At 44.3% G+C, this 16810-nt stretch carries 8 protein-coding genes; all 8 read right to left on the minus strand.

The genetic code is table 11. The annotated features are described in order from the left end of the window. Positions 1-4: 4 nt before the first annotated feature. Complete coding sequence (locus A8C56_RS13420) at positions 5-1810, minus strand: RagB/SusD family nutrient uptake outer membrane protein (protein ID WP_084490201.1); 1806 nt, start codon at positions 1808-1810, stop codon at positions 5-7. A gap of 33 nt (positions 1811-1843) precedes the next feature. Continuing rightward, positions 1844-5017, minus strand: coding sequence for a SusC/RagA family TonB-linked outer membrane protein (locus A8C56_RS13425; RefSeq protein ID WP_169818781.1), 3174 nt, complete (start codon positions 5015-5017; stop codon positions 1844-1846). Positions 5018-6307: 1290 nt separating this feature from the next. Continuing rightward, the gene (locus tag A8C56_RS13430; protein WP_157097978.1) at positions 6308-7264 is read right to left on the minus strand and encodes a glycoside hydrolase family protein; all 957 of its coding nucleotides are present in this window, start codon (positions 7262-7264) and stop codon (positions 6308-6310) included. 277 nt (positions 7265-7541) lie between these two features. Then, the gene (locus A8C56_RS13435) at positions 7542-8486 is read right to left on the minus strand and encodes a glycoside hydrolase family protein (RefSeq protein ID WP_157097979.1); all 945 of its coding nucleotides are present in this window, start codon (positions 8484-8486) and stop codon (positions 7542-7544) included. A 238-nt stretch (positions 8487-8724) separates the two neighbouring features. Further along, positions 8725-10419, minus strand: coding sequence for a DUF4091 domain-containing protein (locus A8C56_RS13440; RefSeq protein WP_067756930.1), 1695 nt, complete (start codon positions 10417-10419; stop codon positions 8725-8727). A gap of 123 nt (positions 10420-10542) precedes the next feature. Then, the gene (locus tag A8C56_RS13445; protein WP_067756933.1) at positions 10543-11775 is read right to left on the minus strand and encodes a DUF1735 domain-containing protein; all 1233 of its coding nucleotides are present in this window, start codon (positions 11773-11775) and stop codon (positions 10543-10545) included. 52 nt (positions 11776-11827) lie between these two features. Then, positions 11828-13612: a RagB/SusD family nutrient uptake outer membrane protein gene (locus tag A8C56_RS13450; protein WP_067756936.1), complete on the minus strand. Its 1785-nt coding sequence runs from the start codon at positions 13610-13612 to the stop codon at positions 11828-11830. 18 nt (positions 13613-13630) lie between these two features. After that, positions 13631-16756, minus strand: coding sequence for a SusC/RagA family TonB-linked outer membrane protein (locus tag A8C56_RS13455; protein WP_157097980.1), 3126 nt, complete (start codon positions 16754-16756; stop codon positions 13631-13633). Positions 16757-16810 lie beyond the last annotated feature (54 nt).

Raw genomic sequence — 16810 nt, forward strand, 5'->3', positions numbered from 1 at the left:
AATATTACCAACCGGGATTTTGAACCAGCACATGATTCCTGTCCAGTTCATACTGGCTGATGGGCCACCAATAGTAAGAAGGCCGGAACAGGTGAGGCGTCATAGTGGGCACCACTTTATAAAAATCATCCCCGTCTTTACTGATATCCATTCCATGGAGTGTGCCCATAACCTGCGGGGCAATTTTCCATCTTCTGATGTCAAACCAGCGATGGCCTTCGTATGCCAGTTCTATCCTTCGTTCGGCACGTATCCGGTTACGCATTTCCGCCTGGCCGGCCGGAACAGGCAATGCATTGGATCCCGATCCATACTGGGGTATGCCGGCACGTTCACGGACCAGGTTCAGGTATTTCAGAATATCAGGGTTACCAGGGCTGTATTCGTTGAGCGCCTCAGCATAGTTCAGATAAATTTCTGCCAGCCGGAATAATGGCGCCGGCCTGTCCTGCCGTTGCCCGTTCCCGCCGGATCCGATGTTGGTAGACGGCCCTACATTTTTACGCACCAGGTACCCTGTTTTTGAAAAATCGGTCGGATGCCCGTTCCTGCCATTTGGCCCCGATACAAAAAAGCTTATCGGGGCGGCTGCAGACATGGTACCTCCCTGCCAGATGCTGTTATTATAAGTAACATCTCTGTAAAAACGCGGCTCACGATTCATATACATATTAAAAATTTTCTGCCCGTTTACATCTGTAAAACCGCTTGGATTATACAGTGATGATTCGTTGGGCAACTTACCATCAGACATAAAATAAGCATCGATGCTTTCCTGCGTAGGGCCAATACCGCACCATCCGCCAGCCTGCCGTGGTTCGCAGTGCACATCCCACTGCGCCAACCCATTTCCCTTCCTTGAAAAGATCTGCTCATCATTCCATCCCTGAAAGAAGATACCCTGCAGGGATTTTACAGGATCGCCTGAAGGATCTTTATAGAGGGAATAAATTCCAAGATCGATAACTGCCCGGGCAGCGTCGGCGGCTTTTTTCCATTTTTCAGGATCTCTGGTTTGCGAAATATAAGGCACGCCTTCGGTGTTTTTAAATCCTGATACATCCGTGTTGCCATTATATTGCGGGCTGGCAGCATATAGCAGCAGGCGCGCCTTTACCGCCAATGCCATTCCCTTAGTTGCCCGGCCCCATTCTGCATCATTGGTCTGCCCGTTTCTTTGTGGTTGCAACGGCAATACTGATGCAGCTTTATCCAACTCCCCTGCTACGTAGTTCACACAGTCATCATATGGACTGCGCGGTATCTGCATGTCGCTGGACGGCGCATCAGGTGCTATAACATCATCGCCAAGCAGGATTACAGGGCCATATTGGCGCATCAGGCAGAAGTAATAATAAGCTCTTAAAAACCGCGCCTCCGCTTTATACTGATCAATTAACTGCTGACCGCTCAGATTACGTATTTCATCGTTTTCATCAATATGATTCATAAAATAGGTCGCTGACCTTATGGCCTGGTAATATGGCGACCAGAAATCGGGCGTGGTGTTGGTAGGGCTAAGATTACCTATATTTATGGGATAATTAAAAGAACCCGACCATGTCAGATCTGCTTCATCTGAAGTGCCCACCCAGGGTACGGCATGAATAGCCTCCCATTCATCCGGAACATAGCTGTATACATTTGCCAGAAATTGTTCTGAAGTTGCTTTCTTTTTAAAGACCTCATCCATCGTGATCCTGTCATTGGGCACCTGGTCTAGGAATTTTTTACAGGATGCGCAACAAAGCGCACAGCTGAGTACTAGTAGAAAAACTGTGGTCTTTATATTTTGATAATACTGTATCATGATATTATTTTTTTAACTGTTGAACACCGGTTTTTAAAAATTACATCTTAAGCCCAGGTTATAGGTTTTTAATAACGGGTACTGAGATCCGCGGCCGTCACCCAGCTCCACATCCCAGAGCTTAAAACCGCTAACGGTTAAAAGATTGTAGCCAATAAAATATAAATCGAAGCTGGACATACCCGCGCGCTGCAGCCATTTCATATCCTTAAATTCGTAATTAAGCTGAACGGTTTGCATTCTTAAAAAAGCGCCATTTTTAACCCACCAGGAGCTTCCTTCAAAGTTCATATTGTCTGCCCCGTATGTTATCCGGGGATAAAAAGGATGAGGGTCAGGATTGCCGGGTGCCCATCTGTCAGATATCGCGGCCAGTAAGTTGCCTCTTTCGCCGCCATAGGTAAATGGCCGGAACCCATCTCCGTATAAGGCAATATCAACATTACTGATTCCTTTGAACCAGGCTGCAAGTGACCAGTTTTTCCAGCTGAATGTAGGCCCAAAGCCATACACGATCTCAGGTATGCTTCCGTAACCAATCGGCGCCTGGTCGTAAGAATCGATCCTTCCGTCACCATTAAGATCTTTGTATTTAATATCTCCCGGCTTATTCGTTCCGGGCTGGTAGGGGCTGTTGGCAATTTCATCTTCCGATTGGAACAGGCCTAATGCAATGTATCCGAACCGTTGTCCTAATTTTCGGCCGATACGTTGCTGCCAGGGATAAGGCCAGGGTGCGTTTGCATCATCCAGTACAAGGGCCCGGTTCCAGGTAAAATTTCCTTTGAACCCTAACTTAAATTCTTTACCCAGTGGTTTGTTGATTTCAAGCGTTGCATCTAACCCCTTGTTATTAACAGCGCCAAGATTGGCATAAGGAAGGCTGCCGATGCCTACAAACCACGGAACATCTCCACGCTGCCTGAATATACCTCTTCTTTCCTCTCTGAACAGCTCTGTGGTCAGGGATATGGCATCCTTCCAGGTTCTGAGCTCAATGCCCAGGTTATATTTCTTCGCGCGTTCCCAGGATACATCCACAGCATAGTCTCCAAAGCCCAAACCTCCAATCGAGTTGTTCGTATTATTGCGGCCATAATCATAGCCTCCGCCATTGCCTACTGTTGCTATGTATGCAAATCGTCGTCCTCCGATCTGGCTGTTGCCTACTTCACCATAAGTAAACCTGAATTTAAGGAATGAGATCACATCTTTAATATTTTCAAGGAATTTTTCCTGTGAAGCCACCCAGCCTACACCATACGAAGGGAAAAAGCCAAACCGGTGATCAGGCGCAAAAGTTTCCGATCCGTTATAGCCGAAATTCGCTTCAGCCAAATACCTGGTGTCATAAGCATAAGTAAGCCGGCCTGCCAGCCCCATATATCTATAAGGTATGGAGCTGATAAAATCTCCGGCAAAAGCATCTACTTTGTCTGATTGATTATACAAAAGCAATCCGCTTACCTGGTGCTTTCCGAATGTGCGGTTATAATTGATTGCCGATTCAAGGTAAAATTGTCTTGAGCCGCCATTTTCTCTCGAATAACCCAGATAATTCGTGCCGATTGCCGTTTGTGTTAAATCAAGCTCCCCCTCCTCTCCTCTGCCTGTTGCCAGGTATGCATCAACCGACTTGGTTCTGGCAATATTATGTGCGTTATTATTATCAAAGGAAAACATACCCGTCATTGAAAGCCCTTTGGTAATAAAGTCGAAGTTTTGTGTAACACGTATATTACTAAGCAACTGGCTTTCAAATCTTGTAGCATAGCCTGATTGTGTCAGCATCGTATAGGGATTTCCCATATCACCCGTACGCGGCTGCGAAAAAAGCCCGTTGGAATATTTTACCGGAATCGTTATAGGCGGCATTACATATGCAGCATTAAAGATAGCGCCTGTTGAGCTGCCGGGATAATTGCCGTTACTGATCCAGCCGGAGGCTCCAAAATCAACCTTTGTCGATTTTGTTAAATTAAGCGTCAGATTTGAAGTGAAATTATAGCGGGTGAACCTGATCGCAGAATTATACTGTGCCAACTGGTCGGTCCTGAACATTCCGGTTTCATCATAATACCCTATCGACAGGTAATACTGGGCCTTATCTGATCCGCCGCTTGCATTTACCCGCGCCCTGCGGTTATTCCCGTACCGGTTAAAAATAACATCGAACCAGTTAACATTTGGCGCCAGATCGGGGTCGGTGCCATTAGCAGTTGCATCAATACGTTCCTGTGAATACCTGGGCAACGGGTCTGAAGGATTACTGTTCCGGTAAGCCTCATTTGAAACCTGCAGGTAAGTAACGCCGTCTGCAAATTTTGGGAGCCTCGTAAATTCAGACAAGCCATAGTCAATCTGCGCATTGATCCTGGTTTTGCCGCTTCTGCCCTTTTTTGTTTCTATGAGAATAACCCCATTAGCACCTCTTACCCCATATACAGCGGTAGCAGATGCATCTTTCAGCACTGTGAAGCTTGCTATATCTTCGGGGTCAATGTTATTAAACGATCTTTCCACACCATCTACCAAAACCAGAGGAGAACTGCTGGTAAACGTAGAGATTCCCCGTATGTATATTTCGGAATTATCGAAGCCCGGCTCACCGCTTCGCTGAACACCTATAATTCCTGCAATACGACCGGCTACCAGGTTGGTAAGGTTCGCTACAGGCATTTTCAGTTCTTCTGCATTGACCGAGCTCTGAGCCCCTACTGTTGTAATCTTTTTCTGCTTTCCAAACCCTACAACTACCACCTCATTCATTTCGGAGGACAGCTGTTTTAAAGTAACATCAATAATCTTACGATCATCAACAGGCGCTTCCTGTATTTCATACCCCGTAAAACTAAATACCAGGGTATCCCTGTTTGGGGGAACAGTTATCTGATATTCACCTGCAGAATCGGTGTGTGCGCCTACAAATGAACCTTTAACGATAACGTTAACCCCGGGCAACGCCTCGCCTTTTTCATTTATAACTTTTCCGGATACCACCCGGTCCGCCTGAATGGTAGCGGCCGGTACCGCATCTTCTTTTGTTGCTGAATAGGAGGGTTGGGTAAATGACAGATAAATAACAGATAACATGAAAAGCCTCAAACAGTAACGCTTACTGCTTTCAGCATTTTTTTTCATGAACGTTAATTTTCTTTTGACAGCCACACTTTTTTTTGCAGGTGCCGGCGTTAAGAAGATTTTCATAAAACAATCATTTGATTTTAGATTTGAAAAATCGTTTTTGCAATAATTAAAAAACAAACCTGTCTTACAACAACCATCCATAATAATTGTGAAGTGGCAGCCTTTTTAAATTCCCATGGTTAGCATAAAATCAACACAAGCATTCCTCAGTTTTTGTTTAGACTTTTGTGCAAGCATCCGTTTATACTTTAATTAATTTGCAGAACAAAAATATTTTCATTGATCCCGAAACCATCCCGTACTGTCATGCTTATATTTTTTATCACCCGTATGCAGCCGATAAGGACCTTACCGGATAGTCATTCATAACCTCATGCACATCAACCGCTTATTAGCTATCTCCTGAAAGAAGATACTGTTCAGAAGTTTCGATTTCCGGTATCAGGATTGGCCGTTTAGAACTATTAAGTGACCCGATACGGATATTTTTTGAGAGACAGATTTTGCAGGCAGGGCGATAATCAGTTTACGATAATACAACTTCTGTATAACGCCGTACATACACGGCAAAACCCGGATCAGCGTTTTAACCGGTAAAGAGAGTGTGGGAAAACTCTTGTTTTTTATGTTGAGCGGAGAAAGAACTATAAGTCTTAACGAAGCGCTTTTTTATCTCCTTTATGAAGTCCGATCTGAAATATGAGATCGGCACCAAAGGTCCCGGAAAAAGGGAATGCCGGAGGCCTGGCTTATTTACTTGAAACCTAAATAGAGAACGGCAGAATAATAGCTCTTCCGTTTAAGCCCGGCAAAACCTTACCCGCAGCTTTTTTAATTGTAAATTGTATACAGGAGAATCACCGCCAGTTTTATAGTATAAAAAACAGATCCATGAACCGATCAGTCACTAAAAACAGCGCAATAATTGTGTCCCTAAAATTTGGGACAGCCATTGTTTTTTAATTGTTACATTTTTGTAAAAATTATTCACAACCCTAATTAAACCTTAAGCCTCCCTGACCGGAGGCTTTTTTGCTGATGCATTAAATTAAGACGATGTGCTCTTTTCATTTCAATTTATTATCAGCTACTCTTAAATACCCAATAGAACTGTAACGCCCATTACCAGGTTGTTGTTTCTTTTCATTCCTAAGTACTCCTTCTGTTGTATTTGCAGGATCGTCCTATTGCAGCTCTTATAAACATGCCTTCCTGATCTCCGCGATTATTTCCGGTTGTGCAGAGTCGCTCTCTTTATCAAAATCAGAAACGGAAAATGACAGAACTCCTTTAGTAATCTGACAATCTGCAGGTACGCTTCCGCCATTTTCTTTCCCGGCGCTCATTACATTATTCAGGAGCCCATTTCAACGGCGCCAGATATAATCCTTTTTTATCCCAGCCGGTATTGGAAATAAACCAGCCTTCCTTTTTATCGTAAATAATTTCAGCAGCATGTACCGGCAGGCTGCCCACCAGATTCTCAACCGGAAAATTTTCGGGATCGGCAGACCAATAAATATCCGTCTGGTTATATGCCGTCATAGCCCGGCAGATAAACAGGTAAAATAATTTACCACGGCGTACAACAAAGGGGCTCTCGGCATCACCACCCCAATCTACCTTATAAGGTTGTATGTGCACCACTTTAGGGCCGCTCCAGTGTAATAGATCAGGTCCCATTCTTACAGCTACTACGGAGCGATGATCTATTTCATTAAAGGTGCGCGTATAGTAGTAATAATAGCTGCCTTTGTATTGCATTACATAAGAATCCCGTGCATGCCCCGCATCGCTGAAAAAAGGATTCAATGCATACCGCTTCCAATGGTACAGGTCTTTGCTGGTGGCCATACACAGCTGGCCCCAGGATGCATAATCCGGCGCATGCTGCTGCAAATTCCCTATATTATAGAACATATGATAAAGACCTTTTTCGTAAAACACATAGGGTGCCCACAATACCCGCTCTGCTCCTTCTTTTGCCGTAAGGGCATAATCATGGTCTTCCCATGTGGGCTGGGTGAGCGACCGTGCGGTAATATGAAAAAATTTTGTTTCCCCGCCCCAGGGCCGTACCGGGTGATGTCCAATAATGCCATATGCATGCCAGATGCCCTTACGATCCCTGATAAACGTATGATCATTTGTGTACCAGGTTGTATCTTCTTTTGACCGGGTATCATTGGGATCAAAAATATGGACCCAGGCTCCGGCAATCAGGGGTTTTTCAGGCCCTTCATTTTGTGCCCCTGCTTTATTCAAGCAAAGCAAAACAAAACCTGCTGCTAAAAATATCTTGCTCATATTATTAATTAACTCAGTTGTGCAGCTGTTCCTGTAATGAGGATCCGGTTTACCGGAATCAACTCCGTGCACTACTTCCGGGTACGGTTTACTGCTTTCAGTTTCACATTTACCAAATCCGTGGCTGTTGACAAGTGGCCAATAAATAGCATAGCGCACACCGGCCAGGCTTTTACTCATGCCGCTGCCCATTGGGCATTGGGTGATGAAATAGTGCGCACCTGTGCTGCCGGCCAAAAAAAGCGCTGCATAAAAAATATAATGATCGCTGTTGTTTTCATTTTGCCGCTTCTTTTACAAATCGTAATTTGGCTGCCTGCATGCCGTTCAAATCCGGTTTAAGTGCAATGATATAATATTGATTATTTACTTTAATGATCTCGGGAGCTGCTACCGCTAACTGCCCCACCTGATACCGGTCATTATCAATACCAAAATCCAGCGGGTTGGGCGATGAATATTGTGTATTTAAAGCATTTTTGCCATAATTCTGATTACGGAAAAGCACGTATTGATGATCTATTTTAACTACAAAAGGGCACTCAGATGCACCACCGTACCAGCTGGTTTGTTTGGCCGGTGAACCACCGTCTGAAACAATTACAGGTTCACTCCAGGTTTGCATATCCGCCGACTGCCGGCAATATACCGCCGACTTTATAGCAATAGCCGGATCGTCTTTTAATAAATGTGCACTATAATAACAATAATAGGTATGATCAATTTTTATCACCATTGGATCGCGGGTATTTGCCATGTTGCCGGAAAACAGCGCAGGGGTACCTTTTGTATTCAAAGCACGCTTAAAATTTTTTCCATCAGTGCTTGTGGCCAGACAGATATGATTCCAGTCGCCATAAAACATATAATATCTATTTCGCTCACTAAATACATAGGGAGCCTGCAGGCCGCCCTTAGTTTCACCCACGGTCGTATCCGCCATCATAGTTATTCCTTTGGGTGACCAATTGGTATCGGTGATATTTTTCCCTTCCCAGCCAAAAAATAAACGTGTATTTCCTCCCACTCTGGTACCGCGTATGCACGACCATAATTGCCAGGTACCATCTGCTGCCTGCCAAACTCCAAAATCTACAGGTTCCTGTTTGGGAGAGGTGTATTTACCAAGATCGGGATTAGTGGTAATTGTCCACCAATTGCCATCGATTACCGGAACATAGCGGTAAGTTGTCTTTTGCCCAACAGTGGTTAAACTTACCATATTTATTGCCATGATGATTGCCCATGTTCGAAAGTATCTGTTTTTTATATCGGTCATCATTCTTTCTTAATTGAATTTTTATATCTTTTATGCGGAAGGTTACATGACTGAGATATATGTATGTTTTCAGTATTTCCCAAAAACACGTGGGGTGAATGAGCTGTTAACGATGATTTTACAAAACGGAAATAGATACCCTTAACATTGCTTAAGATAAAAGCCGGTATTGGGAAACGGGCTATTGATCCTTATTGAACACTTTTTTTAACGCTTCATTGATCCATTGCTCGCTTTTTGGAAAATCTTCATAAGAATGAAGGGCGGAAAGCAATACATCATCCGGTTGAACGCCTGCTGTTTGCAGGATCGCATAGTCCTGTAAGGATTCTGAAAATACTTCCCATCGTATGGAATCATAAGGTCCGTCAGGACCGGGATAAACGGCAAAGGGATCACCGGCTGCAATGCCGGGATAGGCATAGGCGGCTCCTTCTGTAAAAGGATCGCCGGCTTCTTCGCGATCCAGCTTATACCAGAAATTATATCCCCAGTGTAAAAATCCCTGCGCCTTTAAACGATAAAACAGCCAGCCGCTCATGCGTATTTTAGCCAGAGGTGTATCATATAACCGGTTCAGCCACTTATTGCGGGGGCCGGTACAGAAATAGACCCAATGCGGAATATTTTCTTTCCGGTAAGCTTCATCGGAACTGATGATCGGCACAGGGATGTCGGTCAGGTGCTCCCTTCCATAACGTACGTCGCTTAAAGCATCCATCACCTTCATCCAGGGTGCCAGCCGGCGCAGGATATCCCTTGCTTTTTTATAATTATCTATGTGTTCCGACCAGGGCTCATCTGATAGGTGGAAATACGAATCATTCAACATATTTTCCTTTAGCAAAAAATCATGCAGGCTGGGCAGGTACTGCTTTAAAAAATTAATATAAATGCCGGATGTTGCCGGAAGGTTTTCATCCCACAAAAGGCGATATGCATCCCCTTCTTTTTTGTAAATATGCATGGCGTTCTGTACCCCCCAGTATAACCAGAGATGCGCCCACTCAAACTTTTTATATCCCAGTTCCCTGCACATGGCTACAAACCGTTTTACCAGGGACCAGTCAAATTCATACCTGCCGGGGCTGGGTTCCTTTACGATCAGCATCTGGCAGGGCTGTTGAAAGACGGCCCTTAATTCAAAAAAATTCTGGATAAACGCCACATCGTTACCATGTTCAATCAGGTTTTTCATGCAGGCACGCGTTAATTGCCACCACTTTTCGTCAAATAGCTTTGTCTTATATTGTAAGGAGATCGCTTCCCCGCGCCACCAGTGCGTTACATGAAAGTCCTTCCTCGGCTGAATGACTAAAGAGCCCACTCTTACATTTACATACAATGTGCTGCTCTTTTCTTCCCTGCCTTCCTGCCAGGTCAGCCGTACCGGGTAGCGGTGTATGCCCGGGGCCAGCGTTGCAGGAATATGAAGGGTAATCCAGAACGAGCGGCTTTCAAATGGATTGGCTTCTGTTTTGTTTACAGGGTACAGAGGATCGGGCAGCCAGCCTGGTAAATAACCTGTTCCATCCAGTTCTTCTTTGCTAACATCTGTGTTAAAATGCGGCATGGGAACCAGCCCTACCAATCGCACCTGCGGATTCACTTCTGCGGCATTTTCTACATTACAGGAAATGTGAGTCTGATCTTTCATATTACTATGAAAAGCGACCTGGAAAGAAACGCGTCCGCTCCGCGCTGCCAGGATCTCCAGCTCCGGAGTTGTTTTTACAGGAGATTGAGGGAATACACGTTGCAGGGAGCTGACCAGCCATGTATCCATATTGCGTTGAATAGTATCCGAATTTGCATTTGCAAAAAACAGGCAATGTACATTCAGAAAAACAAGTAAGGGCTTTATTAAAAATTTCATAACGATAGGTTCTTGTTTTTATTCAGTTAATTATTTTTTTATTTATCGTATAAGAAATACTTTTTCATAATATCCGGCTGCTTTATATTTTATAAACCGCGTTTGGCAAATATCATTGTATCATTAATGGAGATACGGCGTTGGGTCAAATTTATAACGATATACATCTCCTTGTGTATCCAGCGCCAATATATCCTTGCCTATCACTGCTATTTTTTCATACTGGTTCCAGCCGGTACCAACCAGTATTTTATCTCCCGGAACTGCATCGGCGGCCATTTTGTATAACCATAAATTTCCTTCCTGTTCCAGTGCCAGTAAATAATCACCCCATGCCAGCACCTGCCTGTAATTAGCAAACCCCGTTCCCACGGTGGTTTTGGCTGCTTCAACTCTTGAAAGCAGTGGTTGCCGTAATAAATCACCAGTACTCTTGTCTACCAGTAAGAAATAGTTTTTAAACGGTATAATCGTTGTATACTTATCCCAGAAATCGCCCAGCCACCACTGAGTCCATTCCGGACTGGCATTTTGCATAGTAAGGTCGGGCTTCCATTGCATATAAAACAGTCCGGCCCAATAGGGCGTATTCCGGATTACCGCATCGGTTTCATTTATATAATACAGGTTTTCCGCATCAGGCCATTTTATTTGAGGCCAGGTTTCAGTAAGCAATCTGGATTCAGGGGCAAAAGTGCCATCTGCATTGGGTGTGTATACATGAACCGTGTTGTCTTTATAGCGCACCACCAGGGTGTTCTGCGTACCACGTGCCATTATGATCCTGTTTTTATCATTCCAGTCCAAAGCATCACCCAGAGACAGTGCTTGTTGGCGCTCTTCAATAGCTGCCATATAAGAACGGGTAAAAATATAGTAAGTAGTGCCATTGGTTTTGTTGATTTTTTGTCCATCTGCATCTGTAACACCAAGGGGCAGCATATACGCCTGAAAGGGGTTGACATCCCCTGTTTTAATATGCAGGGTAAGCGCAGGAGTTGATCGCTGACCGGAAGAGATGACTGCGGTTTTCTCAAACTGGTAGCTTCCGGCCGGCAACAGTTCATACGTGGTATTGTGCCGGAGATTAAAACTATCCACCAGCGCTTTGTTAACATCAAAGCGGATTGTTAAATCCTTGCCTTCCGTTAGTGGCCCACCCAGATATGCGCTATAAGGAAACGTGTATGTAGTATCTGCCAGCGGAAGCCCCGTTATATAAGGATTATTCACCACGGCCCGCGGCATGTATACATTACTATAAGCAGCAGGATCACTGATACCACTATGATATTTATCACAGGATGCAAGCAATGCGGCTATACACATAATGACAAAACCTGTTTTATTTTTCATTTTATAATCATTTATTTTATCATCCAGATAATTGACGAACTATGTTTAGCTGTTACCAATACATGCTTTGTAAAAGGTTGGGGTCTTTATCCAGTTCTGATTGCGGCACGGGCCAGAAGTAATCTCTGGGTGCAACAAAAATCCGTTTGTCTGCAACAGCGCGTTTGTAAAAAGAAGGGTCCTGTTGCGAGGTACCGTTGTTAATGCTCAGCCCATACAGGTTGCCATTGTTGGTTTTGGCTGCAATCTTCCATCGCCGGCAATCGAAATACCGGTGCCCCTCGAACGCCAGTTCTATTCTGCGTTCCAGCCATATTTGCTCACGCATCTGATCTTTAGTAAGGCCGGTTGAAAGGTTCGGCAGCCCGGAACGGTTTCTTATGGCATTTACATATTTGTAAACGTCTGTAACTGGTCCCTGACTTTCATTCAGTGCCTCCGCATAATTTAAATATTGTTCTCCTAAACGGAAGATTATAAAAGTTTTCAGATCCCATCCCGTGTTGGTTTGAATATTGATCAGTGGGTTGGCAAATTTTCTCAGTACATACCCGGTTTTGGAGAAATCCGTAGTATTTTTAGAAGCCCCATCTTTACCTGAAAAATACATTTGTATGGCCGACCCTTTCCATTTAGCGCCGGAATAATGAATGCTGGCATAAAAACGGGGTTCCCTGTTTATATACATATTACTTACACCTGCTTCCCAGTATTTACCAGCTCCGGCAGCAAAACCATTCTCTGTATAACCTGTGGCCGTATTAATGACAGGAGAACCATCCGCATTGTACCCTGTAATCATGCTGCGGCCCAGTGTGTCCCGGTAAGCATCTATTAATTGCTGTGATACCGATAAAATGGAATAGCCTCCATAACTTATAGGACTGGAACAACGCTCCAGGTGCTGAAAGGCCTGGAAATTCATTGCCCAAAGCACTTCTTTATTATTATTTTGCAAAAACAGGTTGGTGTAGTTTTCCACAGGATCATTACCTGGTGCCGTGTACAAACCATATCCTGCGCTTTCACAGGCATCAATACAGGCTTTGGCAGCATCTGCTGCCAGTTTCCATTTACCGGCATCAAAGGCCTGCGGGAAAAGTGCTCTTCCATCAGGGCTTTTAAAGTCTTTAAAATCTGCATTCCCGTTAAATAACGGGCTTGCAGCATATAATAATACCCTGGCCTTTAGTGCCAGTGCAGCCGCCCTGGTGGCTCTGCCTAATTTATCGCTGGTTACCGTAATTGGCAATAATCCTGCAGCCACATCACAATCTTTTACAATATAGTCTACACAGGAATCAATGGTGGAGCGGCCGATATTCTTGAAATCATCGTTGGGGTTCATTGCCATATCCATTATCGGCATCGGGCCATACAGCCGGAACACACAAAAATTATCATACGCTCTTAAAAATCGGGCTTCTCCGATCCAGTGATCTTTGTCTTCCTGTGTATATCCTTCCTGCAGGGGTAGTTGATCAATATTTTCCAGGAACAGATCCGCTTTCCGTATTGTTTGGTAGGCAAACTGCCAGCAATCCAAAATATTCTGCGCGTTCCAGCCGCCTCTGTTCATGTAATGCACATAACTACCGGGATATGTGATCTCCATCTCATCAGAAGATCCCGTCCAGGGTGCATGGTTGGGTGGATCAACGGGGTTGATATCCCAGGGTTGCCCTGCATACATGGAAGTAAGAAAGGCCTGTGTATAAAGACGATTGGTAAACACATCTTTTAATGTAAGATCTTCATCAGGGGTTTTGTCCAGATACCGCTTGCAGGAAACCAGCATGCATGCAGTAATGATGATGAGTAAGCATTTTTTTCTCATTCTTATATTTTTAATGCACTAATTAAAATTGATTTGTAATCCAAAATTCAGGGAACGTTGCAGCGGGTACATACCCAGGTTACTGCCATCTCCATTATTGGTACCATTATTGGATTCCGGATCCAGGAACTTCAGGTGATCAAACGTAAGCAGGTTGGTTCCATTGATAAAAATCCTCAAAGCACTCAAGCGGTATCGCTTTATCAATCCCGGAGGAAAGCTATACCCAACTTCTGCATTTTTTAACCGCAGATAGGCCGCATTTCTCAGATACTGCGAAGAATTCTGAAAATTATTGGAATTATTAGTAGGCGTGGCTGCCGGATAACGCGCATCCGGATTATCGGGCGTCCACCGGTTGTTATAATATTCCTCCAGTATATTATAACTACCCGGCCCTCTTAAAAAAGGATATATAGACGGACCTACTATAAAGATACTGGTTCTTGCGGCGCCTGAAAAAAACGCACTCAAATCCACCCCTTTCCAGGCTACAGTGCCTCCAAAACCATACACAATTTCGGGCGTACGGGGATACCCGTTCAGATACATATAATCATCAGCATTTACCACCCCATCTCCATTTACATCCATAAACCGGATGTCTCCCGGGTAAACAGTACTGGCAAACTGCTGCAGCGGGCTCTGGTCAATCTCTTCCTGATTCTGAAAAAGACCGATTGCCTGTAATCCGTAAGGAGCCCCGATAGGATGGCCTTTGCCTGATTGGTACGGTACATGCTTTACCGGCTCGTCATTTTCAATCACCTCATTATGTGCATAGGTAAAATTACCTATGATGGAATAATAAACGCCATCACCTGCCGGTTTGTTCTGGATTTTCAGACTTGCATCTATTCCCTTGTTTTTTACTTCACCCAGGTTGCCATAGGGAATGATCCAGGGGAAAAAACCTGACACAAAGGGAATCGTTTGCCGTTGCATTAATATACCTGTTCTTCTTTCATGAAAGGCATCTACCTGTAATTGAATTATGCTGCTAAACAGGCTGATGTCTGCTCCTATATTCTTTTTCAGAGAAGATTCCCAGGTAATATCCGGTACGCCGATCTGGCCTTCATCATATCCCGGAAATGCCTGCTGACTGGAACCGAACCAATAAGTATTGGCATTTTTAGTGACCCGGGTCAGGTACAGGAAACGGGTACCGCCTATCTGATCATTTCCGACTTTACCATAAGAACCACGGATCTTTAATTGATTGATCACATCTGTATTCCAGAATTTTTCATTAGAAACGATCCAGCCGGCAGAAACGGAAGGGAAAAAACCAAAACGTTTTCCGGGAGGAAAATTTTCTGAACCATTAACCCCAAAATCAAACTCGACAAGATAGCGGTTATTATAAGCATATGTTGCTCTTCCCGCGTAGCCTCTTCTTCTGTAAGGCAGTCCATTAATAGAACCATCTGCAACCAAATTAGTATACTCATTCTGGTTGAACAACAACAGGCCATTTACGTCATGTTTGCCGGCAAATGTTCTTTGATAATTCACAGTAGTTTCAATATAGGAATTCCGGTTATTACCAGATGTGAACGGGGCATAGCCCAGTGTGCCTCCTTCCCGGACAACATTATACCGGTCTTCTCCGGTGGCCTCATCCTTTCCCAGGTATTGTTTTATTTCATAATCCTTGATCCGGTTAATGCCACTAAAATTGTAGTAGTCATAAGCAAATTTTCCGTTAATGCTTAATCCTTTTGTAACCAACCGGGACAAATCCCATTTTACACCAAAAGTACTTTGCAGTGTATGCCTGGCCTGATCGGAATAACCATGCTGAGTAACAAGCGCCCAGGGATTTCTGCCCAGATAGGAGGCACCACCGGCAACAGATCCGTCCGGATTGGTAACAGGATATTGAATGGGGGAAATCACGCCAAGAGAACTGAAAATATCCGGGGCACTTGACCCGGGATAATGGCCATTCTGAATGATCGCACCCAGACCTACAGTCATACTCAGACTTTTTGAAAGATTCACATCAATATTCGAACGGAAATTATACCGCTTTACATTTGCATTGGTGTTGTACTGATTCAGGCCATCCGTTTTATAAATTCCGGATTGCAGCAGAAAACCTACATTCGTATAATACTTTACAATTTCGGTACCTCCGGAAACGCTCAGGTTGTTCATAGTCTGATAAGTATGCTTTTTCAGGATCGTATTGGTCCAGTCTATATTCGGATGAAAATAAGGGTCGCTGCCATCTGCATACTTCTGCAAATCTTCCGGCGTATATTGCGGGGCCAGCCCTACATGTTCCAATGCTTCATTCAGCAGGCCCGCATATTGTGTTCCATCAATATACTCCGGCAGGCGAAGAGAGGTCAGCTGTGCGGCCTCGGTTCTTAAGGTAATTGCGGGTTTACCGATCTTTCCTTTTTTGGTATTAATCAGAATCACCCCGTTAGCGCCTCTTACCCCGTATACGGCAGTTGCTGATGCATCTTTTAATATGGTAAAACTTTCAATTTCCTCAGTAGTAATATTATTCATATCCCTTTCCACGCCATCTACCAACACCAGCGGGGCCTGGCTTCCTGTAAATGTGGCCACACCCCGTATAAAAACCTGCGCCTGATCGTACCCCGGTTCCCCGCTGCTTTGCCGGGTAATGATCCCCGGTAATTTTCCACCAATAGCGTTAGATAATGAAGGTGCTGCTACCTGCTGTAACTGTGCCACCTGTACCTCTGACACGGCGCCGGTTACCGTAAGTTTCTTTTGGGTTCCATACCCCACCACCACCACTTCGTTCATTTTCTGGGAGGCCTCATCGGGGTGCATTGTAATGGCAATATTGTTCAGATTGCCGGGAGCTATCTTTTGGGTAAGGTACCCTACAAAGGAAATTTCCAACGTGTCGGATTCATTATGCATTTCAACCATAAAATTTCCGTTCAGATCAGAAAGCGTACTGCGGGCGCCTGCCCGGGTGAAATTAACAGAAGCTCCGGGTATTGGTTTTTTGGTTTCGTCCGTTATAGTCCCTTTTAATACCCAGCTTTTTTCAGGGATCGTATCCTGAAAAAAAAAGGTGTTATTGCCTGGGAAAGACGCCGCCTTTTTAGTTGCCGCCCATACCGGCTGGTGAATGATCAGCAAAGCAATCATACAGAAAACAAGCCAATAACAAAGTTGCAAACAACCAGGGGAAATGTGGTTTTT

Origin of the sequence: Niabella ginsenosidivorans, from assembly GCF_001654455.1 — a bacterium.
GTDB lineage: Bacteria > Bacteroidota > Bacteroidia > Chitinophagales > Chitinophagaceae > Niabella > Niabella ginsenosidivorans.

Bases quoted from the DNA above. Each gene is read 5' to 3' on its own strand.
- A8C56_RS13420 (WP_084490201.1), bottom strand. From the start codon at position 1,810: ATGATACAGTATTATCAAAATATAAAGACCACAGTTTTTCTACTAGTA.
- A8C56_RS13425 (WP_169818781.1), bottom strand. From the start codon at position 5,017: ATGAAAATCTTCTTAACGCCGGCACCTGCAAAAAAAAGTGTGGCTGTC.
- A8C56_RS13430 (WP_157097978.1), bottom strand. From the start codon at position 7,264: ATGAGCAAGATATTTTTAGCAGCAGGTTTTGTTTTGCTTTGCTTGAAT.
- A8C56_RS13435 (WP_157097979.1), bottom strand. From the start codon at position 8,486: ATGGTAAGTTTAACCACTGTTGGGCAAAAGACAACTTACCGCTATGTT.
- A8C56_RS13440 (WP_067756930.1), bottom strand. From the start codon at position 10,419: ATGAAATTTTTAATAAAGCCCTTACTTGTTTTTCTGAATGTACATTGC.
- A8C56_RS13445 (WP_067756933.1), bottom strand. From the start codon at position 11,775: ATGAAAAATAAAACAGGTTTTGTCATTATGTGTATAGCCGCATTGCTT.
- A8C56_RS13450 (WP_067756936.1), bottom strand. From the start codon at position 13,612: ATGAGAAAAAAATGCTTACTCATCATCATTACTGCATGCATGCTGGTT.
- A8C56_RS13455 (WP_157097980.1), bottom strand. From the start codon at position 16,756: ATGATTGCTTTGCTGATCATTCACCAGCCGGTATGGGCGGCAACTAAA.